This is a genomic window from Nevskia soli DSM 19509, assembly GCF_000711955.1.
Taxonomy (GTDB): domain Bacteria; phylum Pseudomonadota; class Gammaproteobacteria; order Nevskiales; family Nevskiaceae; genus Nevskia; species Nevskia soli.
Genome location: NZ_JONR01000030.1, coordinates 19,313 through 42,970, shown reverse-complemented (window position 1 = coordinate 42,970; position 23,658 = coordinate 19,313). Strand labels below are relative to the sequence as shown.

General features: G+C 62.3%; 23 protein-coding genes. 14 read left to right on the top strand and 9 right to left on the bottom strand.

The features are described from left to right. Genes BP26_RS0115995 through hyfB form a run of 5 tightly spaced genes read right to left on the bottom strand, consistent with a single transcriptional unit; the run spans position 1 to position 6,643 of the window. Positions 1-1,545, bottom strand: a complete 1,545-nt coding sequence (locus BP26_RS0115995; protein WP_029921577.1) for a hydrogenase large subunit — start codon at positions 1,543-1,545, stop codon at positions 1-3. 6 nt (positions 1,546-1,551) lie between these two features. Beyond that, positions 1,552-3,003 (bottom strand): hydrogenase 4 subunit F, encoded by a 1,452-nt coding sequence (locus BP26_RS0115990; RefSeq protein WP_029921576.1) that lies wholly within the window; start codon positions 3,001-3,003, stop codon positions 1,552-1,554. A gap of 1 nt (position 3,004) precedes the next feature. Continuing rightward, on the bottom strand, positions 3,005-3,688 hold the full coding sequence (locus BP26_RS0115985) for a formate hydrogenlyase (protein WP_029921575.1): 684 nt from the start codon (positions 3,686-3,688) through the stop codon (positions 3,005-3,007). A gap of 4 nt (positions 3,689-3,692) precedes the next feature. Further along, positions 3,693-4,643, bottom strand: a complete 951-nt coding sequence (locus BP26_RS0115980; RefSeq protein ID WP_029921574.1) for a respiratory chain complex I subunit 1 family protein — start codon at positions 4,641-4,643, stop codon at positions 3,693-3,695. Beyond that, positions 4,640-6,643 carry a hydrogenase 4 subunit B gene (gene hyfB / locus BP26_RS0115975; protein ID WP_029921573.1) on the bottom strand — a complete coding sequence of 668 codons (2,004 nt, stop codon included), beginning with the start codon at positions 6,641-6,643 and terminating at the stop codon, positions 4,640-4,642. The genes BP26_RS0115980 and hyfB overlap by 4 nt, the downstream gene beginning before the upstream one ends. Positions 6,644-6,792: 149 nt before the next feature. On the opposite strand from hyfB, the gene BP26_RS27720 reads away from it, so the two are divergent. The 9 genes from BP26_RS27720 (at position 6,793) to BP26_RS0115930 (ending at position 15,495) form a co-directional block, all read left to right on the top strand. Beyond that, on the top strand, positions 6,793-7,044 hold the full coding sequence (locus BP26_RS27720; protein ID WP_211254943.1) for a hypothetical protein: 252 nt from the start codon (positions 6,793-6,795) through the stop codon (positions 7,042-7,044). Between the two features lie 154 nt (positions 7,045-7,198). Continuing rightward, positions 7,199-7,480 (top strand): RNA recognition motif domain-containing protein, encoded by a 282-nt coding sequence (locus BP26_RS0115965; RefSeq protein ID WP_029921571.1) that lies wholly within the window; start codon positions 7,199-7,201, stop codon positions 7,478-7,480. Between the two features lie 49 nt (positions 7,481-7,529). Beyond that, complete coding sequence (locus BP26_RS0115960; RefSeq protein WP_245611822.1) at positions 7,530-10,418, top strand: type I polyketide synthase; 2,889 nt, start codon at positions 7,530-7,532, stop codon at positions 10,416-10,418. Positions 10,419-10,463: 45 nt separating this feature from the next. Then, positions 10,464-10,895 (top strand): GNAT family N-acetyltransferase, encoded by a 432-nt coding sequence (locus BP26_RS0115955; protein ID WP_029921569.1) that lies wholly within the window; start codon positions 10,464-10,466, stop codon positions 10,893-10,895. Positions 10,896-11,175: 280 nt separating this feature from the next. Continuing rightward, on the top strand, positions 11,176-13,014 hold the full coding sequence (rpoD, locus tag BP26_RS0115950) for an RNA polymerase sigma factor RpoD (RefSeq protein ID WP_029921568.1): 1,839 nt from the start codon (positions 11,176-11,178) through the stop codon (positions 13,012-13,014). Positions 13,015-13,121: 107 nt separating this feature from the next. Then, complete coding sequence (locus BP26_RS29565; RefSeq protein WP_157572560.1) at positions 13,122-13,751, top strand: hypothetical protein; 630 nt, start codon at positions 13,122-13,124, stop codon at positions 13,749-13,751. Positions 13,752-13,801: 50 nt separating this feature from the next. Next, entirely contained in the window at positions 13,802-14,311 is a 510-nt protein-coding gene (locus tag BP26_RS0115940) for a YcxB family protein (RefSeq protein WP_169740723.1), read from the top strand. Between the two features lie 56 nt (positions 14,312-14,367). After that, the gene (locus BP26_RS0115935; protein WP_051749049.1) at positions 14,368-15,060 is read left to right on the top strand and encodes a hypothetical protein; all 693 of its coding nucleotides are present in this window, start codon (positions 14,368-14,370) and stop codon (positions 15,058-15,060) included. Positions 15,061-15,153: 93 nt separating this feature from the next. Then, positions 15,154-15,495 carry a zinc ribbon domain-containing protein YjdM gene (locus BP26_RS0115930; RefSeq protein WP_281172768.1) on the top strand — a complete coding sequence of 114 codons (342 nt, stop codon included), beginning with the start codon at positions 15,154-15,156 and terminating at the stop codon, positions 15,493-15,495. Between the two features lie 409 nt (positions 15,496-15,904). Here BP26_RS0115930 and trpE read toward each other — a convergent pair whose 3' ends face one another. Both trpE and rpe read right to left on the bottom strand, forming a co-directional pair. Beyond that, positions 15,905-17,365, bottom strand: a complete 1,461-nt coding sequence (gene trpE / locus BP26_RS0115925) for an anthranilate synthase component I (RefSeq protein ID WP_029921563.1) — start codon at positions 17,363-17,365, stop codon at positions 15,905-15,907. A 131-nt stretch (positions 17,366-17,496) separates the two neighbouring features. Beyond that, complete coding sequence (rpe, locus tag BP26_RS0115920; RefSeq protein ID WP_029921562.1) at positions 17,497-18,186, bottom strand: ribulose-phosphate 3-epimerase; 690 nt, start codon at positions 18,184-18,186, stop codon at positions 17,497-17,499. Positions 18,187-18,363: 177 nt separating this feature from the next. On the opposite strand from rpe, the gene BP26_RS0115915 reads away from it, so the two are divergent. The 4 genes from BP26_RS0115915 (at position 18,364) to BP26_RS26785 (ending at position 20,924) form a co-directional block, all read left to right on the top strand. Continuing rightward, on the top strand, positions 18,364-18,825 hold the full coding sequence (locus tag BP26_RS0115915) for a CopD family protein (protein ID WP_211254942.1): 462 nt from the start codon (positions 18,364-18,366) through the stop codon (positions 18,823-18,825). Between the two features lie 29 nt (positions 18,826-18,854). Next, on the top strand, positions 18,855-19,745 hold the full coding sequence (locus tag BP26_RS0115910) for a phosphoribosylaminoimidazolesuccinocarboxamide synthase (RefSeq protein WP_029921560.1): 891 nt from the start codon (positions 18,855-18,857) through the stop codon (positions 19,743-19,745). A 373-nt stretch (positions 19,746-20,118) separates the two neighbouring features. Next, the gene (locus BP26_RS0115905) at positions 20,119-20,499 is read left to right on the top strand and encodes an MAPEG family protein (RefSeq protein ID WP_029921559.1); all 381 of its coding nucleotides are present in this window, start codon (positions 20,119-20,121) and stop codon (positions 20,497-20,499) included. Positions 20,500-20,531: 32 nt separating this feature from the next. Then, the gene (locus BP26_RS26785) at positions 20,532-20,924 is read left to right on the top strand and encodes a hypothetical protein (RefSeq protein WP_036517113.1); all 393 of its coding nucleotides are present in this window, start codon (positions 20,532-20,534) and stop codon (positions 20,922-20,924) included. Here BP26_RS26785 and BP26_RS0115895 read toward each other — a convergent pair. Further along, positions 20,921-21,211, bottom strand: coding sequence for a hypothetical protein (locus BP26_RS0115895; protein ID WP_157572559.1), 291 nt, complete (start codon positions 21,209-21,211; stop codon positions 20,921-20,923). The genes BP26_RS26785 and BP26_RS0115895 overlap by 4 nt on opposite strands. A gap of 128 nt (positions 21,212-21,339) precedes the next feature. Further along, complete coding sequence (locus BP26_RS0115890) at positions 21,340-21,795, bottom strand: hypothetical protein (protein WP_029921557.1); 456 nt, start codon at positions 21,793-21,795, stop codon at positions 21,340-21,342. A gap of 433 nt (positions 21,796-22,228) precedes the next feature. Here BP26_RS0115890 and BP26_RS0115880 point away from each other — a divergent pair, with 433 nt between their 5' ends. Further along, positions 22,229-23,545, top strand: coding sequence for a YihY/virulence factor BrkB family protein (locus tag BP26_RS0115880; RefSeq protein WP_051749047.1), 1,317 nt, complete (start codon positions 22,229-22,231; stop codon positions 23,543-23,545). The last annotated feature ends 113 nt before the right edge of the window (positions 23,546-23,658 follow it).

Here is a 23,658-nt window from a genome sequence, read left to right as displayed (position 1 = left end):
TCACAGGTCCTGCCCGCTGTAGGACAAGTTGAACGACTTGTTGATCAGCGGGAAATCGGGAACGATGTTGCCGATCACTGCGTGCTCCAGCACCGGCCAGTTCTGCCAAGAGCAATCGTGCGGGTGGCAGCGGCGGACCGTGCCATCCGGACCCGCTTCCAGCGCCACGAACACCGGTCCCCGCCAGCCTTCCACCAGTCCAACGCCGAAAGCTTCCGCCCGAGTGTCTGGAAGCGGCGTGTGCGTTGGGCCTTCCGGCAATTCCTGGAGAATCTTCCGGCACAGGCGCAGCGATTCGAGCGCCTCGTCGAAACGCACAGCAACCCTCGCCGCGACGTCGCCTTCGACACGCACCGCAGTTTTCACCGACAGGCGATCGTACGGCGGGATGGCGACGTCATTACGCAAATCCCGCGCCTGTCCGCTAGCCCGCGCGGCGAGTCCCATCAGCCCGAGTTTCCGGGCCAGCAGGGGCTCTACACGGCCGCAGCCGGTAAAACGGTCCTGCATGCCAGCATGCTCGTCGTAAATATCGCGGAGGTCGCCGATCTCGCGTTCCAGCGCGGTGCACTGTTCCAGCAGCCGCCGCTGCGAATCGACTGAGACGTTTCCGGCGACGCCGCCAGGCACAACGAAATCCATGGGATAGCGCGCACTGAACGCCACTGCATTCAGGCGCAGCAGATCTTCCTTGAGCCGCGAGAACTGGGACAGACCGAACGCAAGACCGGTATCGTTGCCCAGCGCGCCCAGATCGCCAAGATGATTGGCAAGACGCTCACGCTCCAGCAACAACCCACGCAGGTACAGCGCGCGCGGAGACGGCGTGAACCCGCAGAGCCCTTCGAGCGCCATGCAATAGGCCCAGGAGTAGGCTACGGCGGAGTCTCCCGATACCCGCGCCGCCAGACGCTGACCGTCGATCAACGACATCTGTTCGAAACGCTTCTCGATGCCCTTGTGGGCATACCCCAGGCGCTCTTCCAGGCGCAGCAACTTCTCGCCGACAACGGAGAAACGGAAGTGTCCCGGCTCGATGATGCCGGCGTGCACCGGACCAACCGCGATCTCGTGCACGCCGTCGCCTTCCACCCGCACGAACGGGTAGGCTTCCTGCATCGCCGGAAACTGGCGACCCGCCGCGAAGTCGCGGCGCAGGGGAAATTCTTCCTGTGGCCAGGCAGCGTGACGCAACCAGTGACGCGTATCGCCACCCTCCGCGCGGACACCCAGCAGGTCGTACACGGCACGTTCCATCCGGCCCGCCGAAGGAAACACCGGGGTCAAGCTGGGGAAGACAGGCGCGAGCGCCGGAACCCTAAGTTCCAGCACCAGAAGGCGGGAGGGTTTCAGCACGGCGGCATAGATCGCGAAATCGGTGCCGCGATCGCGTTCGTCCGCGCCCCACAATGCCAGCAAATGCCCATCCGCCTCGCGTAGCGACTCGGCGGTATGCACCCATTGCTCCACAGGCACTGTTAGCCATCGCGCCGGAAAAGCACCAGGAATCAGTTTCGGCTGCAGTTGTTGTAGTTGCGGGCGCATGGCGGACTATCCGATCAGTGCCGCGGCGAGGCGGTACCACTGCGCCAGGAATGGCGGTATCCACAGACCCAGCATCAACACCAATGCGAGGTGGGCGAACACCGGGACCAGCGACGGCGAATGCGGCAACGGCTGGCCGCTGGGCTCGCCAAAGACCATGGGCTGCACCCGGCTGAAGATCGCGCCGAAGGCGACACCCAGCGCCAGCAGCAGAACTGGCGTTGCCCAGGGATGGTCCCGCATCGCCGTAGTCAGGATCAGGAACTCACTGGCGAACACGCCGAATGGCGGCATGCCGAGAATGGCGAGCGCACCGAGCATCAGTCCCCAGCCGACGGTAGGCGACAGGACCAGCAGGCCGCGAATCCTTTCGATGAGCTGGGTGCCGGTCTTCTGCGAAGCGTGGCCGACAGCGAAGAAGATGGCGCTCTTGGTCAGCGAGTGCACCGTCATGTGCAGCAGTGCTGCAAAATTCGCAACCGGACCACCCATGCCGAAGGCGAAGGTGATGATGCCCATGTGCTCAATCGAAGAGTAGGCGAACAGGCGTTTGACGTCCTTCTGCCGCCACAGCAGGAACGCGGCGACAACAACCGAAGTTAGGCCGAAAGCCATCAGCATGTGGCCCGGCAGCTTGGAACGGATCGAACCCTCCACCAGGATCTTGCAGCGGATCACGGCATACAGGGCGACGTTGAGCAGCAGGCCGGACAGCACCGCCGACACCGGCGTGGGGCCTTCCGCATGGGCGTCGGGTAGCCAGTTGTGCAGTGGCGCCAATCCGACCTTGGTGCCGTAGCCGACCAGCAGGAAGACGAAGGAAATCGACAGCACCGATACTTCGAGCTGGCCCTTGACGGCGTTCAGGTGAGTCCACAGGAGCGCACTCATGCCGTCACCACCAAGCACCTTCTCGGCGGCGAAGTACAGCAGGATGGTGCCGAACAGCGCCTGTGCGATGCCTACGCCGCACAGGATGAAATACTTCCAGGCCGCCTCCAGGCTGGCCTTGGTGCGGTACAGCGACACCAGCAGTACCGTCGACAGCGTTGCCGCCTCCATCGCCACCCACAGGATGCCCATGTTGTTGGTGAGCAGCGCCAGCAACATAGTGAACATGAACAACTGGAACATGCTGTGGTAGAGCCGCAAACGGCGCTGGCTGAGCTTGCCGTGGTGTTCCTCGATACGCATGTAAGTGCGCGAGAACAGCGAAGTGGTGAGGCTGATGAAAGCCGTGAGCGCCACCAGGAAGACGTTGAAGGGGTCGACGAAGAACTGCTCGTTCCACACCAGCATCGGTCCGTCTGCGATGACCCGGGCGGTGAGCGCGCAGCCGGCAACGAAGGTCGCAAGGCTGACCAGGACATTGACTTCGGGTGCCCAGCGGCGCTCGCCCACCAGCGCCATCAGCGCGGCGCCGAACAATGGTAGTCCGAGGAGAATCAGCAGCTCCAATTCATTCCTCCTTGAGTGATTCCATCAGATGCAGGTCGAGGCTCTCGAACTGATCCCGGATATGGAAGAAGAAAATGCCGAAGATGAACACGCCTACCAGCACGTCCAGAGCGATGCCCAGCTCCACCACCATCGGCATGCCATAGGTTGCGCTGGTAGCGGCGAAGAACAGGCCATTCTCCATCGCCAGGAAGCCGATCACCTGGGAGATGGCTTTGTGCCGGGTGATCATCATCAGGAAGGACAGCATCACCACCGCTATGGCAATGCCCAACGTGCTGCGCGTGACCGTGCTCGACAGCTCGGATAGCGGCTGCGCCAGTCCGAAGGCGAAGATCACCACGACCAGTCCGATCAGCATGGTGGTGGGGATGTTGACCAGGGTTTCCGTGTCCGATTGCAGGTTCAGCCGGCGGATCAGACGGTGCAAGACGTAGGGCAACACCAGCATTTTGAGCACCAACGTCAGCGCCGCCGAGTAATACAGGTGGTGCTGTCCGGTGCTGTAGGCCACCACCACGGTCGAACCGACCAGGGCCGCACCCTGGCCGGCGAACAGGTTGACGAGGGACAGGAGCCGCCGCTGCGACAGCATGGCGAAGGACAGCAGCAGCAGTACGGCTGCGGCCAGGTGGATCAGCTGGGCCGATAGCGGCAGGTTTACCACGCCGGAGTCCGTTGGCATGTTCCTAGCTCCCCAGCAGCAAACGGACCAGCAGCCCCAGCACGGCCAACATGAAGGCCATGGCGAGAAACTCCGGTGCGCGGAAGATCCGCAGCTTGGCGCTGACCGTTTCGATCAATGCCAGCCCGGCACCGGCAAGCAGCAGCTTGAGCACCAGCAGCGGCAGTGCCCACAGAAGGGCGAGTGGATTCTCCTCGCCACGCGCCAGACCCCACGGCAGGAACAGGGCGAAGCCGATGCAGACGTAGTTGAACAACTTGAGGGCGGATGTCCATTCGATCAGCGCCAGGTGGCGCGCCGAATATTCCAACACCATGGCCTCGTGGATCATGGTGAGTTCGAGGTGGGTCGACGGGTTGTCGATCGGGATGCGAGCATTTTCCGCCAGCAGCACCATCAGGAATGCGACGCCAGCGAAGGCCAGGCTAGGGTAGATTGCAAGCGAGCGGCCGGCGAGCGTGTCGGCAATGGTGGGGAGAGCGGTGCTACCGCAGATCAGAGAGGCGGTGAACACCACCATCAGCAACGCCGGCTCGGCGAGGAAGCCGACCATCATCTCGCGCCGCGCACCCATACTGCCGAAGGCGGTACCGATGTCCATGGCCGCGAGCGAGATGAAGACGCGCGCTGTCGCGAACAGCCCGACCAGGGCAATGGCGTCGGCAGCGACTGCGAACGGCAGGTTGGTACCGAGCGATGGGATGATTGCCGCTGCGGTGACCATCGCACCGAACAGGATGTACGGCACCACCCGAAACAGCGGCGAAGCGCTATCCGCGATGACCGCGTCCTTATGCAGCAGCTTGCGGATCAAACGGTAGGGCTGCGTCAGCGGCGGGGCGGAGCGGTTAGAAAGCCAGGCCCGGCACTGGTTGACCCAGCCCAGGAACAGCGGCGCCAGCACTACCGCCACGGCCACTCCCAGCAACTGGGTGAGGATGCCGGTCAGGCTCACAGCACGATCACCAGTAGCGTGACCAGGGTCAGGAAACTGTAGAGCAGGTAGACAGAGATACGCCCCTGCTGCAAGCGGCCGATCAGGTTGGCGGTTTTCAGCACAGTTCGCGCAACCGGCAGGTACAGCCCGAACCAGGTCCAGTCCTCGACAATCACCCGGTAGCGCGGAGCGGTGTCGAACGGCGACGGCAGTTTGCGCTGCATGCGGAAGAACGGCTCGAAGATGTGCCGTACCGGGTAGCCGAAACCCTCGGCCGTATCCTGCATGCGCGGTGTCTGCAAAGGATAGCCGCAGTCCCAAGCCGCGCTGCGACGGATGTGGCCGTGATAGATGCCCTTGGTGATCCAGACAGAAAGTGTCACCACCACCGACGCACCAAGCAGGAATACGATGGGCACATAAGACGCCCGGTGCGACGAGATCGGAGCCAGCAGCCAGATGCCATCGGCATGCGCCTCCCCGGCGGCGCCGAGCAGGAACGCATCGACGTGGCCCAGTTGGCGCAAAACGAAGCTCGGCACCAGTCCCAATACGATGCAACCCGCGGCCAGCCACAGCAGGCCCAGGCGCTCCAGCCAGCCGCAGTCCTGTGCCTGGGCGAGCTGCGGTTCGCGCATCCGGCCGAGGAAGATCACGCCGTAGAACTTGACCATGACGTAGGCGGCCAGCGCCGCCGTCAAGGCCAGCGCCGCAGCACCGAGCGGCACCAGCATGTTGGCGAAGGGTTGCGGGATTTCGGGCGTGAACAGGAAGGATTGCAACAACAGCCACTCGGAGACGAAACCATTGAGCGGCGGCAGGCCGGCGATGGCCAGCGTGCCGATCAGCGCCAGCCAGGCGACCCAGGGCATGCGATGCATCAGACCGCCCAGCTTACCGAGGCTGCGCTCATGGGTAGCGTGCAACACCGACCCGGTGGCGAGGAACAGCAGGCTCTTGAAAAAGGCGTGGTTGAGGCAGTGATACAGCGTGGCGGCCAAGGACAGCCCTGCCAATGCCTGCATGTCGAAGGCGTGGAACAGCAGGGTCAGGCCAATACCGGCGAAAATGATGCCGATGTTTTCGATAGAGGAATAGGCCAGCAACCGCTTCATGTCGGTCTGTACCGCGGCGAACACCACGCCGTACAGGGCGGTGAACAAACCCAACGCCAGCACGGCCGCGCCCCACCACCACAAGGGCTGGTGCAGCAGATCGAGGCTGACGCGCAGCACGCCGTAGATCGCCGTCTTCAGCATCACCCCGGACATCAGCGCCGACACCGGGGATGGTGCTGCCGGATGCGCTTCCGGAAGCCAGACATGCAAGGGCACCAAACCCGCCTTGGCACCGAAACCCACAACCGCCAATCCGAAGGCGACGCTGGCCCAGGCCGGGGACAACTGCGCCTGTCGCATCGCGTCGAAGGTGAACTGCCAACTCCCCCCCTGCAAAACGCCGAAACACAGGAGAATGGAAATCGCGCCGAGGTGGGCCAGCAGTAGATAGAGGAATCCGGCGCGACGGATCTCGGGAATCCGGTGCTGGGTGGTGACCAGGAAGTAGGACGACAGTGCCATCGTTTCCCAGGACACCATGAAGCCATAGGCGTCATCGGCCATCAACACCAGGGCCATGCTGCCCAGGAATACGTGGAATTGCAGGCATAACAGGCCCGGTGCGGTGCCCTCACCTTCCCGGAAATAACCCGCACCGAAAATCGAGATGCCGGCAGACGCGGAACCGAGCAGAAACAGAAAAAAGGCTGAGAGCGGGTCCAGCCGCGCGTGGAGCGGCAGGTCGGGAAGACCCAGCGGCAGCACCACACTCTCTATTGGCCCCTGGATCGCCAGCAAGGCAATCACCGCCAGAACGATTCCACCCAATGCTCCCAGGGGAAACAGGAATCTGCCGACAAAGCGAACACTATTGGGACGCAGCAGTCCGAATACGCCGACGGCAATCCAGCCATGGGCGACCGCGAGCGCGCCTGTTAGGAGATTGACCGACTCAAACACGGCACCTGCCCGTTCGCATTGGCATTCGAAGATTCAAAAGCGATCCCAGGCATCATCATGGTCTGAGCACCAAGTTTACATCTATATACTAATATATGTTAATGTAATTAGCATAACCGTGTCATTGACCAGAAACGAGTAATTGCCAAATGACCATAGAAGAACGCACCGGGCGGCTGACGCTTCTGATCGATCCGAGAAAGAAGGCTGTGTTCGAATACCTGTGCGCACGCGAAGATTCAACGCCGTCGCAGGTCGTGCGCCGCATGATTCGCGAGTACATCGAAGAGACGCTGGGCCATGCTTGGAAACCAGGCGACACGGTGGAAGAGACGCTGCGGGGCACGCACCTGGAAGCACCGCCGAAAGATAAGCCGCTCAAGCGGGTAGCCGGGCGCTGAGAGTTGCGCGATTGCCGACTGCTCGATTCGGGTTTGTGGCAGCCCTCGGAAAGTCGCCGACACGGGATCAAAACCCATGGCGCGAGAATGACGCCGCAACCACGGGCGGCCGAAGCACATACAGTGCCCGCAAGAATTCACTAGGAGCAGCAATATGTTGAAAATCTACGCCGGCAACCTTCCGTCCGACACGACTGAGAAGGAGTTGACCGAATTATTCTGCACCCACGGCCGGGTGCGCTCGATCAAGCTGGCCCACGATGTTTTTTCCGGAAAATGCCGTGGCTTCGGTTTCATAGAAATGGAAGGCCACGAAGCGCGAGCTGCGATCGCCGCGCTCAACGGCCGCGAACTGCGCGGAAATTTCTTGCGCGTGAATATGGAGCAACCGCGCGACGCTCGCGGCGGTCGCACTGGCGGCCCCCGGCATCACTGAGTCTCGATCGTAAGCGGTCGGCCTGTCCACAATCCGCATGACGCAGCCCTTGGACATCGCCATCGTCGGTCTAGCCGGCTGCTATGCAGGCGCGCGCGATGCGCGCGCCTTCTGGCAAAACATGCTCAATAAGGTTGATGCGGTGGCCGACGCGGGCCCGGAATGGGCCGGCCCCTACTTCGAACCCAACACCACCGCCAACGACCGTACCTACACCACCAAGGGCGGCTTCCTGCGCGGGTTAGCCGAAGTCAATCCGTTGGAGTTCGGCGTCCTCCCCAGCATCGCCGAAGGTGGCGACCCGGACCACCTGATGGCGCTGAAGTACGCTCGCGACGCGCTGATCGACGCCGGCTATCTGGTCGGCAAACAGACATTCGACCCGGAGCGCGCCGGCGTTGTTATCGGCCGGGGCACCTACGGCAACCGCGCGATGGCCTGCGTATTGAGCCGCGGCCTGTTTCTCGACCAGGCAATGGAACTAGCGCGGTCGTTGCGGCCGGACCTGTCGGCGGCGGATCTGGCCGAACTGCGCCAGCACTTCCGCGGCCAACTGCCCCCTTACAACGCCGACATGGTCGGCCCGACCACGCCCAACGTCATTGCCGGCCTGATCGCCAACCGTCTCAACCTGATGGGGCCTAATTACATTGTCGACGCCGCCTGCGCCTCGACCTTGTTCGCACTCGACGCCGCGGTGCGCGAGCTGGTCACGGGACGTTGCGACCTGATGCTTGCCGGCGGCGTGCAGTCGCATACGCCGCCGCAGCTCTATATCCAGTTCAGCCAGATCCAGGCGTTGTCGCACGACAAAATCCGCCCATTCCAGAAAGGGGCCAACGGCATCCTGCTCGGCGAGGGCGTAGGCATGCTGGTGCTGAAGCGCCTGGCCGATGCGGAAGCTGCGGGAAATCGAATTTATGCGGTCATCAAGGGAATTGGCCTGTCGTCGGATGGAAAGGGGAAGGGATTGCTGGCGCCGCGACTGGAGGGTCAGATGCTGGCGCTGCGGCACGCTTACGATAGCAGCGGAGTTGACCCACTGACCGTCGACTTGATAGAAGCGCACGGCACCGGCACCGAAGTTGGGGACCGCACCGAGATCGAGTTGCTGAACGCTGTCTTCGGCGCCCGCGGTGCCGGACCACAGATCGCAGTGGGCACGGTCAAATCGATGATTGGACACTGCCTGCCCGCCGCCGGCTCAGCCTCGCTGATCAAGACAGCGCTGGCGCTTTATCACAAGGTATTGCCGCCCACCCTGTGCGACGAGCCGACCGCCGAGGCGGCCGATCCCGCCAAACCGCTCTACGTCAACAATCAGACGCGCCCCTGGATTCACGGCCAGGTGCATCCCCGGCGCGCCGGCGTCAATGCCTTCGGGTTCGGCGGGGCAAACGCCCACGTCATCCTGGAGGAATACACCGGGCCAAGCGGCGCGCGACCAGCAACGCTGCACGCGCCGCAACCTTCAGAACTGATCACCCTGGCAGCGGAGTCCCCAACAGCACTGGCGCGGCTCGCCGAATCGGCACTGGCCATATTGCGCAGCCCCGCATCTGCCAGCGTGGCGGAAATCGCCAAAGCCGGCAGTGCTTATAGCCAGGGCGAGCATCGCTTAGCCATCCTCGCAGAGGGGCCGGCGGACCTGGCGAAGAAGCTATTTCAAGCCATCGAGATTTTGGGGGGTGGAAATGCAGAGCCGTTCAGCATCCGCTCCTGTATTTACTACGGCATCGGCCCCGCGCCCGGCAAAGTTTGCTTTCTCTTCCCCGGGGAAGGCACGCAGTACACAAACATGCTCGCGGACCTTTGCGTGCATTTTCCGCAAGTGCGCGAATGGTTCGATCTGATGGAGCGCACTGCTCTGGACAGCGGATTAACAGAGCGCGCACCGTTTTTGTTTCCGGTGCCGACCGGACTGGACGAACCCCAGCGCAGAACTGCGGGAGCCAAGCTGTACGACGCGGATGCCGGCACAGAAAGCGTCTTCATCGCGAGCATGGCAATTCAACGGCTACTCGACGATCTTGATCTGAAAGCGGATGCGATGCTCGGCTATAGCGCGGGTGAATTTTCTGCGATCGCTGCCAGTGGCGTAAGGCGATTTGGCAGCCGCGATGAGCAAATCCTGTCGGTGCGCGAGTTGACTGCCATGATGCACAAGGTCGAAGTGGACGCCGGCACGGAAGAAGGCTCGCTCCTCACGGTCGATGCGATGTGGCCGGAAACCCGTGAGGAACTCTTGTCGCGCCTCGACGGCGAAAATAACCCATTGAAGCTGGTGGCGGATAACTGTGCCAACCAGGTTGTTTTATTCGGGCCGCCGGAGGACACGCGCGCATTAAAGTCATGGCTACTGGGAGAAGGATCCATCTGTACCTATCTCTCGACCGGGCGCACCTACCATACGGCACTATGCGCGCCACTGGCGAACGCCTTCCGCAGTTATTTCGGTGATTGTGAACTCGGACCTGGGCAAACGGAGCTTTACAGCGCCTGCACTGCTGCTCCTTTTCCGAACAGGAAAGAGGCTATTGGCGAAGTGGCCGCCGCGCAGTGGGAATACCCGGTGCGGTTCTCCGAAACCATTGGCCGGCTGTACTCCGATGGCTACCGTGTATTCATCGAAGTCGGCCCGGCCAGCATGCTGACGTCCTTCGTCAATGACATTTTGCAGGATCGTCAGGACGTCACGGCAGTCGCCAGCGACAGCCGGGAGCACTCTGGTGTACGGCAATTCCACCAGATGTTGGCACAGGTGTTTGTGGCTGGCGTCGCATTTGAGCCCGCCGGGCTTTATGCGCATCGCGACGTCCCTGCGCTGGATTTATGCGCGGCACTGCGGCCTGCGCCTAACGCGGGTATCAAGCTCAAACTTCAGATGCCGGAGTTGCGCGTTCCGCAAGGCTGGAAGCCGATGCACAGTCTACCGTAGCGACCAAGGAACATATCTCCTTTCTAAATGAATGGAGCCGATGACATGGACTTTGATGTTTCGCCCCTTACGCAAGAAGACTTCGGCGACGCCTACGCGCTGTGGGAGTCTTCTGAAGGTGTCGTACTGCAATCCGACGAACGTCACCCGCACGTATTTGTGAGGTTCCTTTCTCGCAATCCAGGGATGAGTTTTGGTGCCCGTCGGGCCGGCAGGCTCATCGGAGCAGTATTGGCTGGACACGACGGACGGCGTGGTTACGTGTATCACCTGGCAGTCGCCGCCGACTGCCGGCGCCAGGGCATCGGTAAAACCCTGGTTGCGAGCGTCGAACGAGAGATGACCCGCCAAGGCATTTGGAAAGTGCATGCCAACGTGGTCTATCGCAATCTGCGAGCGCAGTACTTTTGGAAGAAACTCGGATGGTTTGAGCGTGACGATATCGCATTGTTTTCGCACCTGCTTTTACCGGGCTGAGAGCAGTCAGCAGCAACACTGGGATTGTCAATGGTGAGGCGTATCAAGATAAGCCAAGGTAAAACTTTCGAACGCCCCTGCCAGGTGTGGGCTGGACGCTGCTTGCAGGAGCGTGAGTTGGCGTTGGGTTCGGAACTGTAAAGGCAGCTTCGTGCGCGGCTAATGCGCTTTGGCGTCAGGTTTGTCTCCGCCAGTGCCAGTGCCAGTGCCGGCATTAGAACAACATGTATAGCTTCGAGCCGGCTATTCCGCCGTGGTCTCGATGCAGGAGATTTCGTAGATGCGTAAATCCGACCAGAAGTCCCAGATCAGGAATCTCATTGCCCTGGGCAAGGAGAAGGGATTCCTTACCCATGCCGAGGTATCCGACCACCTGACCGAGATCGTCGATTCGGATCAGGTCGATGACGTCATCAGCACTATCCGAAGCATGGGCATTCCGGTGCATGACGAGATGCCGGATGACGAGACACGGCTGTTCGCCGAACCCACCGCCGCCGCTGAGGACGACGAAGAGGCCGCCGAGGAAGCTGCCGCCGCATTGGCCGCCTCCGATTTAGGCTTCGGCCGCACCACCGACCCCGTGCGCATGTACATGCGCGAGATGGGCAGCGTCGAGTTGCTCGACCGAGAGGGCGAAATCCGCATCGCCAAACGCATCGAGGAGGGCCTCAACGAAGCCCTCTACGCACTTGCGATCTACCCGGAATCCGCGGCCATCCTGTTGGATGCATACGATAGGATCAAGGAGGGCAATAAGAGCCTGTCCGAGGTGGTGGTCGGCTTCTTCGATCCCGATGCCGAACTACCTGGCGCCGAAGTAGTGCCGCTGGAGGTCGATGTCGAACTCGCCGATGTAGACCTTGGAGAAGCGGAAGACGGCGAAGACGAGGAAGTCGCCCCGACCGGGCCGGACCCTGAGCAAGCCGCTGCGGCCTTCGGCCAGTTGCGCAAGCTCCACGATGAGGCCCAACTGGCGCTGTCGGACTTCGGGGCTTCCAATCAGAAGACCCGGCAACTCCGTGAAGCCGTAGCGGATCACATCATGATCTTTCGGCTCTCCCCGAAGCTGGTGTCGGCAATCACTCTGAATTTGCATAACAAGCTCGAAAAAATCCGCTCGCTGGAACGCGCGATCCTGCAAGTGGTGACGGAGGCCGGGATGAGCCGCGAGGATTTTCGGGTCAAGATTCGAGAGGATGGTCTGACCAGCGCCGCCTGGATCGACAAGGCAATCCGCGCCAAACGCAAATATTCCGCGACACTGGCCACCAGAAAGGCAGATGTGGAGCAACTGATAGCTCAGTTGCAGCAGATCGAGGACAACAAACGGCTGACCATCGACCAGATCAAGGATATCAACCGCCGCATGACGGTCGGCGAGGCCAAGGCGCGCCGCGCCAAGAAGGAGATGGTCGAGGCCAACCTGCGCTTGGTCATCTCCATCGCCAAAAAATATAACAACCGCGGCTTGCAGTTTCTGGATCTGATCCAGGAAGGCAATGTCGGCCTGATGAAGGCGGTGGACAAATTCGAATATCGTCGCGGCTTCAAGTTTTCTACCTACGCGACATGGTGGATTCGCCAAGCCATCAGCCGCTCGATCGCCGATCATGCGCGAACCATCCGCATCCCGGTGCACATGATCGAAAGCAGCAACAAAGTCCTCCGCACCAGCCGCCAGATGTTGCAGGAGATGGGCCGGGAGCCCACTCTGGAAGAGCTGGCAGTGAAAATGGAGATGACTGAGGACAAAGTGCAGAAGGCGCTCAACATCGTCAGGGAACCGATTTCGATGGAGTCACCAATCGGAACTGACGGCGATGCATTTCTCGGCGACTTCATCCCCGATGTTGGTGCGGTTTCGCCATTGGAGTCCGCAACCTCGCAGGGCTTGGCCGAGGCAACCCACCAGATTCTTCAAAGCCTGTCCGCCCGCGAGGCCACTGTGCTGCGCATGCGCTTCGGCATCGACATGAATACCGATCACACGCTGGAAGAGGTCGGCAAGCAATTCAATGTGACACGCGAGCGCATTCGCCAGATTGAAGCCAAGGCATTGCGCAAGCTACGACATCCGAGCCGCGCCAATCACCTGCGTTCTTTCGTCGCCGAATGAGCTTGGATTCCGACAATGGCTCGACGTACTCCATCGCTCTTGAACCCCAGACGTCAACGCCGTTGCGCCCGTGTCTGGACCGCTAGCGGAAGCACGGGAGCTTTGCAATGAAGCTTTATCATGCGCGCCTGAATGTCGCCGGTATTCTAGCCCTACGGCAGCGCCCTGAATATTTGTGGCAGCTGCCGGGAATGCATGCGGTTGGCCAAGTGGAGTTGATCAGCGTCGGCCAAAGCCTCGCTTTGCTGACCTTGATACTGTCCGCAGGAAATCATCCTGTCCAGAATCGTAGAACCCCGTCGGTCCAAAGCACGCTGGAGGCCGATCGTCCCCCGGCGGGAGCTGCGGTGGCAGATCAAAGCGGGGCGCGCCAGGTTGGTCACCAACTTCATCCAGAGCCACACCCCCCAGAGATGCAATGCATTGACCCTCTGGTTAATGCTCTTAGAGACAGGGGCGCGGACGCGGAGCTGGTTGCTGCAATTGACTTCGGATACGGCAGTGCCTGCGTCCTTTCCCCAGTAGCCGTACAAGAAATCTCTGTGATCCTGCGAAACACTTTGAGCAAAGATCTGCGGGCCGCGCTGAATAGCGGGCAATATCTTGCAAAAGACACTTCACGTGGAGTGACTGATGCGCTCCCAGTCGACGCTGCGCTTTCAGACTTCACAGTGCTTCAGCGCTTTTATGGTCATGCGGCCGCGTACGGGCAATACATCTTAATCGTTGGCGCTTGAAGTTCGATTGCCAAGCGATGGCAATTACGTCCAAGCAGGACAATGCCAGCATGATCAAAGGTCAGCTCGAAGAAATCGATTATATGAACGCGCAGCGATTGTCCATGAAGCTCACGTGGGTCCAATGGACTGCCTGCATTGCTCTTAGTGCAGGTGCCCTGCCTGTGGCCATCGAATCGTTAGTATTTCAGGGTGTCTCATTGTCTTATCAATTGGCCGGCATTAGTTTGGCAATTGCGATCATCCTGGGTTGGCTTGCCTGGGCCTTCATGCGTTTTGTGTTTTTGCCCGTGCATCTGAGCCACTTTGTCAAGAAGCAGGCATCTCCAGATAGATATTTCGAAATGAGTTGGAACACGGAAGAGATCGTTATTCATTCTGAAAATGGCAGGCAAAGCATTCCGTGGTCGAGTTTCGTGAAATGGCGTGAAGACCAGCGGATATTCCTGTTGTACCTCCCTGATGACTTGATGATGTTCGTGCCAAAGAGATTCTTCCAGAATGATGAGTCGATTGCTGCGTTTGGCAAAGCCATGCGGGCAGAATCCGGTGCGGCCTAGAATCGGAAATACCAAATATGCGACCCAACCGTAATTAACTAATTGACGACGCGGGCATGGCCATCGAGATACCGGAGTTCTTTTGCTGGGCGAAAGTTGGTGCCGAGTCGGGCGAAGGCCTGGCGGCTATCATTTGCCGCAAGGAGCTGGAGCGGCTGGCGGGTCAAGGCACGTTTTACTGGGGGGTAGGTAATTCCGTAGGCCCGGCTGTGACGGAGCTTGCGATCGACGGCCGATATCCTGCGGTAGTGTTTAGCCAAATGCGCACAGCACCGTCAAATCAGGGCCGAGAACCGGGTGCGTTACTGCTGTGGCGCGCCTGCTTGGACCGCAAGGGCAACGTCCTGCCGCTGCCCGATCACGTGGTCGTTACCAGCCGGGCGCCTGCCGATTCGACCGCTCCTCTCCGCCCCCACTACGCTTTGGTGTGTACTACAGACGAGCCGCTTTCGACTGAGGCCAAGGGGGTGATGCGGTTTAACGAACTGATCAACTACACGACCGGGCGGCCCCTTGGATACTCCCATGTTACGGCTCTCGTAAAACGCCGGGCTGCTGGCGCGCCGCGCGGCGGCCCGGATTTTCCGATCCTGATGGTCGCTGCACTGCGGCCACCATACTGGGTCCAGCTTCGGGACCCGATACTGCTGCCAATGGATATAAGCATGAGCCTCGGCAGGTCAGCCGCACATCTCGACGTAGACGGTTGGCGGCAGTTCGCGGCTCAGCTAAGGCGCCAGAATGACTGATGTCACGAACGGAGGTCCGTTCCCCTACACATTCACCTCGGCGGGTACAATGAAGGCACGCCGTATCTCGATACTACTTAAAGCTGAGAATCCGTGACCACTGAGATCCCGCCATGCCCCCTGTGCAAGATGGAAAACACCTATCAGGACGGCGACAACTACATCTGCGCTGACTGCGCGCACGAGTGGCCGATAATTGCCATCGCTGAAGCGGAAGAGACCGAGGAAGTCATCAAGGACGCCAATGGCACCGTACTGCGGGACGGCGATACGGTGATCCTGATCAAGGATCTGAAAGTCAAGGGCTCTTCGATCACACTCAAGCAGGGCACTAAAGTCAAGAGCATCCGCCTTACTTCCGGCGACCATGCAGTCGATTGCCGCATTGACGGCGGCAGCTTCATGCTCAAACAGAGCTTCCTAAAAAAGGCCTGAGTGCTGTCCACGGCTTGCATCGACTGCCTGTCGGCCTGGCTGTGCGGTAGAGCGGATTTCTCGGATGGGGGCGTCAGCGACAGCTTCGGCACCGGACCGGCGGCTGCGAATGACAAATTGCGCCAGGAAGTGTCATTGCGGGCCACCGACCGCTTACCAGGCTATCCGGTTTCCGTTGCAGCGGGCCAGCTGTGGACGGCCGGCGTTTGAAACCTGTCGTCCAAAGCATTCGACCGGCAGCAAATTCATTTCAATGGCTATATGAAGCGGCCGAACGGTGACGTCAGCGCGTGGGATCGTAGAGCCAGCCCGAAGTCTGTAGCCGCGGCCAAAGACATCAACATTTTAAGTGTTTATTGGAATGCCTCGGAACGCGCTGGCCTGCAATGATCGAAATCGATCATCACGATCATGATTGCGCGCCCGCGGCCAGTGCCGCCGCCTTCATCATGGCGCGCGCCTTGTTCATGGTTTCTTCCCATTCCAGCTCCGGCACCGAGTCGGCGACGACGCCGCCGCCGGCCTGCACATGCAATACGCCGTCCTTGATCACCGCGGTGCGGATACCGATGGCGGTATCCATGTTGCCGTCCCAGCCGAGGTAGCCGACGGCGCCGCCGTAGATGCCGCGCTTCACCGGTTCCACCTCGTCGATGATCTGCATGGCCCGCACCTTGGGAGCGCCGGACAGGGTGCCGGCGGGGAAGGCGGCGGCCAGCGCATGCAGCGCATCGAGGCCGGGTTTGAGCTTGCCGGTGACGTTGGAGACGATGTGCATGACGTGCGAGTAGCGCTCGATCACCATGCGCTCGGTCAGCCGCACCTGGCCGGTCTGCGCCACCCGGCCGACGTCGTTGCGGCCCAGGTCGATCAGCATCAGGTGCTCGGCGATCTCCTTCGGATCGGCCAGCAGCTCCTGCGCCAGTGCCTCGTCTTCCTCCGGCGTGGCGCCGCGTTTGCGCGTACCGGCGATGGGCCGCACCGTCATTTCGCCGTCCTCCACCCGCACCAGCACTTCCGGCGAGGAGCCGACCACGTGATGATCCCCCAGATGCATGCAATACAGGTAGGGCGAGGGATTGAGGCGGCGGATGGCGCGGTACAGCGCCACCGGCTCGGCGTGGAACGGCGCCGACAGGCGCTGCGATGGCACCACCTGCATCACGTCGCCGGCGGCGATGTACTGCTTGATCCGCTCCACCGCGGCGTAGTAACCGGGCTGGCTGAAGCCGGAGCTGAACTGCGGCGCGGCGGGCGCCACGGCGGCTGCGCGCGTGTGCGGCAATGGCTCGTTCAGCTCGGCCTCGATCGCGTCCAGCCGCGCGCGGGCGCGGGCTTGGTCGGAGGCGTCGTCGATGCGCGCATGCACCACCAGGGTCAGGGTGGCGCGCAGGGTGTCGAAGATCGCCAGTTCCTCGGCGCGCATCAGCAGGATGTCGGGCACGCCCAGCGGATCGGCCTTGTCGCTGGCCAGCTTGGGCTCGAAGTAGCGCACGCAGTCGTAGCCGAAGTAGCCCACCAGGCCGCCGGAGAAGCGGGGCAGGCCGGGCTCCGGCCGTACACGGGTGCGCGCCGCATAGGCCCTTAGCCAGGCGATGGGGTTGGCCGCGGTGACCTGCTCGACCACCGCGCCGTCGCGCAGCAGCCGCACCTCACGGTCGCGCACCGTGAGCAGTTCGCGGCAGGGTAGCCCGATGAAGGAGTAGCGGCTCCAGCGCTCGCCGCCCTGCACCGACTCCAGCAGGAAGCTGTAGGGGCGGTTGGCCAGCTTGAGGTAGGCGCCGACCGGCGTATCCAGGTCGCCGGGCAGTTCGCGCGTCAGCGCGACGTGGGTGTAATTCGCGGTCCCGCTAGTGGTCTGGGATTTCATCTTTTGCTCGGGTGCAGCGCCCGCAAAGGCGGGCAGGGACGTTCGGTCAGGGCTACAGGGGCCTGGACGTCACCATCGCCAACCGAGGTTGAGGCGCGCGCAAAGCCATTCCGGTGCATAGGACATCGGGCTCAGGCCTTGGCGATCGCTTCACGCATGGCGCGGATTGTAGCCGCATAATCCTTCGCGCCGAAAATGGCCGAGCCGGCGACAAAGGTGTCGGCTCCGGCGGCGGCGATGGCGCCGATATTGTCGGTCTTTACGCCGCCATCCACTTCCAGGCGGATTTCGCGGCCCGGATGCTTGGCCACGTAGGCGTCGATCAGCGTCCGCGCCTCGCGCAGCTTGTCCAGCGCGGCGGGGATGAAGCTCTGCCCGCCGAAACCCGGGTTGACCGACATCAGCAGCACCATGTCGACCTTGTCCATGACGTAGCGCAGGTGGTCCAGCGGCGTCGCCGGGTTGAACACCAGGCCGGCGGTGCAGCCGGCGTCGCGGATCGCCTGCAGGCTGCGGTCGATGTGCTGTGTCGCCTCCGGGTGGAAGCTGATATTGGTGGCGCCGGCCTTGGCGAAGGCCTGGGCCAGTTCGTCCACCGGCGTGACCATCAGATGCACGTCGATCGGGGCCTTCACGCCGTGCTTGCGCAGCGCCTCGCACACCATCGGGCCGATGGTCAGGTTGGGCACGTAATGGTTGTCCATCACGTCGAAATGCACCCAGTCGGCGCCGTCGGCGAGGACGCGGTCCACTTCCGCGCCCAGCCGCGCGAAGTCGGCGGAAAGGATGCTGGGGGCGATGACGGCGGGCAGGCGGCTCATGGCTGCGGATTATCGCAGAAGATAGTGGCTAGTGATTAGTGGTCAGTGGCCGGTAAAAGGCATTCCCCGCTTTTGATCTTACTAGCCACTAATCACTAGTCACCGGCCACTGGCGCCATTTTTGCGCGGAGGCCCTCATTTGCATAAAGTGGCGGCCTCTTTCCGGTGTTTTTTCCTATGCTCGCTTCGATGGGTGTCGCCCTGGGACTCCATGTCCTGTTCGCCATGTTCTGGGTTGGCGGCATGTTCTTCGCCTATCAGTGCCTGCGCCCGGCCGTGGCGGAAATGCCCCCAGGCGACCGCACCGCCCTGTGGGCGCGCGTACTGGGCAATTTCTTCCGCTGGGTGTTGATCGCCCTGCCGGTGATCCTGGCCAGCGGCCTGTGGATGATGATGAACGAGCTACCGGTGGTGCCGGTACGGGTGCACATCATGCTGGGCATCGGCGTCGTCATGATGCTGCTGTTCCTGCATGTCTATTTCGCCCCGTTCCGCCGCCTGCAGCGCGCCGTCGCCGCCGGAGACACGGCGCTGGCGGCCGCCCAGGTCGGCACCATCCGCAAGCTGGTGGCGGTGAACCTGAGCCTGGGCATCACGGTGGTGCTGATCGCCACCGCCGGCAGGTACCTGCTGAACTAGTCCGCTTAATTTTCGGGAACGCTACGGCCATGCAAGAAGGTCTGTTCGAGTCGCATATCGAAAGTCTGCCGCTGATCCACCGCGGCAAGGTGCGCGACCTCTACGCGCTGGGGCAGGAGCACCTGCTGATCATCACCACCGACCGCCTGTCCGCGTTCGACGTGGTGCTGCCGCGGGCCATTCCGGGCAAGGGCAAGGTGCTGACCGAGCTCACCGCCTTCTGGATGCGTCGCTTCGAAAGCCGCATCCCCAACCACTTCGCTGCCTCGGAAGTGGACCTGGCCCGCCACCTGCGGCCGGACGAACTAGAACAGTGCCTCGGCCGCGCCGTGGTGGTGCGCAAGCTGCGCGCCCTGCCGGTGGAAGCGGTGGCCCGCGGTTATCTGATCGGCTCGGGCTGGAAGGACTACCAGGCCAGCGGCGAAATCTGCGGCGTGGCCCTGCCCCCGGGCCTGCAGCTGGCCGACAAGCTGCCGCAGCCGATCTTCACCCCCGCCTTCAAGGCGCCCAAGGGCGAGCACGATGCCAACATCTCCTTTGCCGAGACCGAGCGCCTGATCGGGCCGCAGCTGGCGGCGCAGGTGCGCGACATCACCCTGGCGCTGTACCGCGAAGCCTCGGAGTACGCCGCCACCCGCGGCATCATCATCGCCGACACCAAGTTCGAGTTCGGCATCGACGAGAAAGGCATCTTGTACCTGATCGACGAGGTGCTGACGCCGGACTCCTCGCGCTTCTGGCCCGCCGCCGGCTACCGCCCCGGCATCAGCCCGCCGAGCTTCGACAAGCAGTACGTGCGCGACTACCTGGAAACCCTGGACTGGAACAAGACCGCCCCCGGGCCGACGCTGCCGGACGAGGTGGTGCTGCGCACGGCGGACAAGTATCGCGAGGCGCAGCGGCTGCTCACGGGCGACTGATACTGCCGCCCGGAGCCGCTATCCGCCGGCTTCCGGGCCAGTTACACGGTTTTCGAGCCGCTGCTATCCTCCCAAGACCTGACAGGGCCTGCTAGAGGCCATTTGGTCGCTGCGTTGCCCCCAAAATCGCGTCAGGCAAGGCGAAGGCCGCTTGCCCATAGACTCTATGGGCAAGGCCGAAACGCGGCATGACGCGATTTTGGGGGCAACCCTTCGGGAGGGGCGTAATTTTCATGCATTGCGTCGTCTCTCCTCGCTCATGTACGGTAAGTACACATCGCTCGTCGTTCCTAGCACTGCACAAAAATTACGCCCGTCGCAGCGATCAAATGGCCTCTAGCAGGCCCTATTGTCGGTTCGGAGGAAATAAAAAATGACAATCGCCTTCTGGTGCGTGGCCGCGGCTGCCGCCCTGATCTACCTCGCCACCGGCCTGGCCAAGATGGGCGGGCGCATGCCGCCAAAGGCCAACCACGCTCCGCGTGAATGGCTGGAGAAGCAGCAGGGTTGGGCCAAGCGTGCCCACTGGGCCCAGCTCAACGGCTTCGAAGTATTCCCCATTTTTGCCGCGGCGGTGATCATCGCCCAGCTGGCGCATGCGCCGCAGGGGCGGATCGATACCCTGGCGCTGAGCTTCATCGGCTTCCGCGTGGTCTATCTGATCCTGTACCTGGCCGACGCGGCGCACCTGCGCTCCGTGGCCTGGATCGGCGGCATGGTGTGCACCTTCTGGCTGTTCTTCCTCGCCGCTTGAATCAATTCCCCAACCGGGAACGGGAGCTTGCCATGCAGATCAAGATCGAAATCGACGTGAAGCCCGAAGAGCTGCGCCGCTTCCTCGGGTTGCCGGATGTGGCCGGACTGCAGGAGGACATACTGCAGTTCCTGCGTGAGAAGCTGGGTGCGGCAAGCGAAAGCTTCGACCCGGCCAGTTTCGTCAAGGACAACCTGCAGACCATCCGCAACAGCGGCGCCTGGAAGAAGTTCGTGGCGGCGGCCAAGGCGCGCGCGCCCGGCATGTCGCCGGAGCCGGAGGAAGCGGAGGCGGCCGCCCCGAAGAAGCGCGCCAGGGCGCGCGGCGCCGCGGCCAAGTCGAGGTCGCGCGCGGCGGCGAAGGGAAGGAAGCAGCAGGTGGGGGAGCCGACGGCGCTGCCGGCCGCGGATGAAACGAACGACTAGGCCGCGTTGTTGAAGCGGCGCGCCAGGCCGCGCCACAGCTTCAGGCGCAGCTCATGGTCTTCGGCCAGGCGCAGGCGGGTCGCCGGCAGCAGGTCGATCTGGTCGCGCAACAGCTCGCCGACGCCGCGCGCCTTGCGCGCCACGGCCCAGCGCTCGCGCAGGGCGAGCAGGTGATTGTCCAGCGCGCCGGCCTCGTGCATCGCGATCTGGCCGACGCTGTCGATGGCGCGCTCCAGCAGATGTTCCACGTGTACTCTCCCGAGGGGCAGCTTGGCGGATAGTTTCATGTCTTCGGATCCTGTGATCCTCGGCCGGGTGCTTCGATCAAGCGGCAATCCGGCCCTACGTAAAAGGGGCCACGACGCTGTTGCGCCGCAGCCCCCGGTCATCTTCGGCTTGCGCCGGCAATGCGTCGTTAGACGGCCTTGGCGGCCTTCTTCGCGGCGCCGGTCGCCTTCTTGGCGGCGGCCTTGACCTTCTTCACCGGGGCGGCTTCGCCCTTCAGCTCGGCCTGGATGCTGCTGAAGCCGGTCTTGAAGGTCTTGTACAGCTCGTCGCCGGTGGCGCTGACCAGAGTCACGGTGTCGGTGTACACGGTGATGAACTTGTCCTTCGGCGGCAGGTAGCTGATCGGCGCGGCGGTGAAGGCCTTGAAGCCGTCGGCGATGGCCTTGTCGAAGCTCAGCTTGGTGACGGTGTACAGTTCCTTGGCGGCGGCGGATTCGGTCTTGACCAGGGTCTGGAATTTGTCGGCGACGATTTCGCCGCTCTGCTTCAGGGTGTCCAGCGAGATCTGCGCGACCTTCTGCCCCTGGGTGGTCAGCGTCTCGACGCGACCCTTCACATCATCGACAACAGTCTGAAGACTCATTTTTATCTACTCCACAAATGGCGGTTGAACTTGGCGGGCGACACCGTTTGCTGCAACGCAACAAATGGTGCAATGCATCATAGCTGCCGGGGGATTCATGTCAAGGCAGGGGAAAGGTCGGCCGACGAACGGCACCAAGACAGTGCGTGGTGTAAATGTCGAAAAGTAATGAAAATTTAATCACTTATGCAATTAATAGATGGCATAAGGGTGTTTGAGTGGCGGTAATCCCCGCCCTGAAGTACGGACCGGGTGTGTTTCAGGCGAATCGGTACATTTTTCGTACCATTTGGTACTACTGCTTGGTCGCGCAAGAGCAACTCTTCCCCCGGCTGCGCCGACGACCGCCGCCATGGGTTTCGGCACGCCGCGGCCGCCGCATGGACAGCGCCGGCCCGCGCCGCGACAATCGGGGCACGCCAGGAGCGACGCCTTGATTTCCAACGCGTATTACCAGCGCCTGCACCAGTGGGTGTGGACCACCGAGCCGGGCTCGCGCCTCGGCCGCTACGCCCTGCACGTGTCGCGCTACGCCATGGCCCTGGCGCGGGACATGGCGGAGGGCGAGATCTCGCTGCGCGCGATGAGCCTGGTCTATACCACCCTGCTGTCTCTGGCCCCCCTGCTGGCCCTGGCTTTCTCCGTGCTCAAAGCCCTGGGGGTGCATGACAGCATGGAGCCGGTGCTGGAGCAGCTGCTGCGCCCGTTGGGCGACCAGGCGGCGGTGATCTCGCAGCACCTGATCGGCTTTGTCGACAACATGCAGGTCGGCGTGCTGGGCTTCCTCGGTGTGGTCATGCTGATCTACACCGCCGTGTCGATGATCACCAAGGTCGAGGGCAGTTTCAATTTCATCTGGAAGATCGGCGGCAGCCGCGGCTTCAGCAAGCGCTTCAGTGAATACCTCGTGGTGTTGCTGATCGGCCCCATGGTGGTGTTTGCCGCCATCGGCCTGACCGCCTCGGCGCGCAGCAACCACATGGTGATGGACGTGATGGCGATCGAGCCCTTCGGCGCCGTCATCCTGTTCCTGACCAAGATGGTGCCCTATCTGCTGATCATTGGCGTGCTCGGCTTCGTCTACGCCTACATCCCCAACACCCGGGTGCAGATGAGGGCGGCGGCCATCGGCGGCCTGTTCGGCGGCCTGGTCTGGCAGAGCGCCAGCGTCGCCTTCGCCACCTTCGTCGCCAATGCCAACTACAAGGCGATCTATTCCGGCTTCGCCATCATCATCGTGCTGCTGTTGTGGATCTACGTCGGCTGGCTGATCATCCTGATGGGCTGTCGCCTGGCCTTCTATGTGCAATATCCCAGCTTCCTGCCCGGCACCGCCGAGCCGGCGCCGCCGTCGAGCCGGGAGTCGGAGTTCCTGGCTCTGCGCCTGATGGCCCAGGTCGGCCGGCGCTTCCTGGCGGGGGAGGCGCCGCTGGGTTTCGAGGAGCTGCGGCGCCAGCTGGCGGTGCCGGGCGAACATCTGGAGCGCACCGTCAAGGGCCTGCTGCTGCGGGACGTGCTGGCCGAGGTGCAGCCGGGCCGCAAGCTGCTGCCGGCCCGGGACCTGGCGTCCTACAGCGTGACCCAGCTGTGGCTGTGGTCGCGCGGCGATGCGCCGGAGTCGCTCGCCCACGGCCCGCAGGACCGGCAGGTGCTGGCCTATGTCCGCGAGCTGGAGAACCGGGCCGGCAGCGTGCCGGCACCCAGCCTGCGCGACTGGCTGTTGCGGGACGGCGGCCAGGGAAGCTCCTAGCAGGAAAGGAGCCCGGCCGGCACTGCGTGCTTGCCGGGCTGCTTCGTTGTCGACGTGAATGGGGACTAGTGCCCCGGCGCTTTTTCCCTATAATCCGAGACATTCAAAAACCA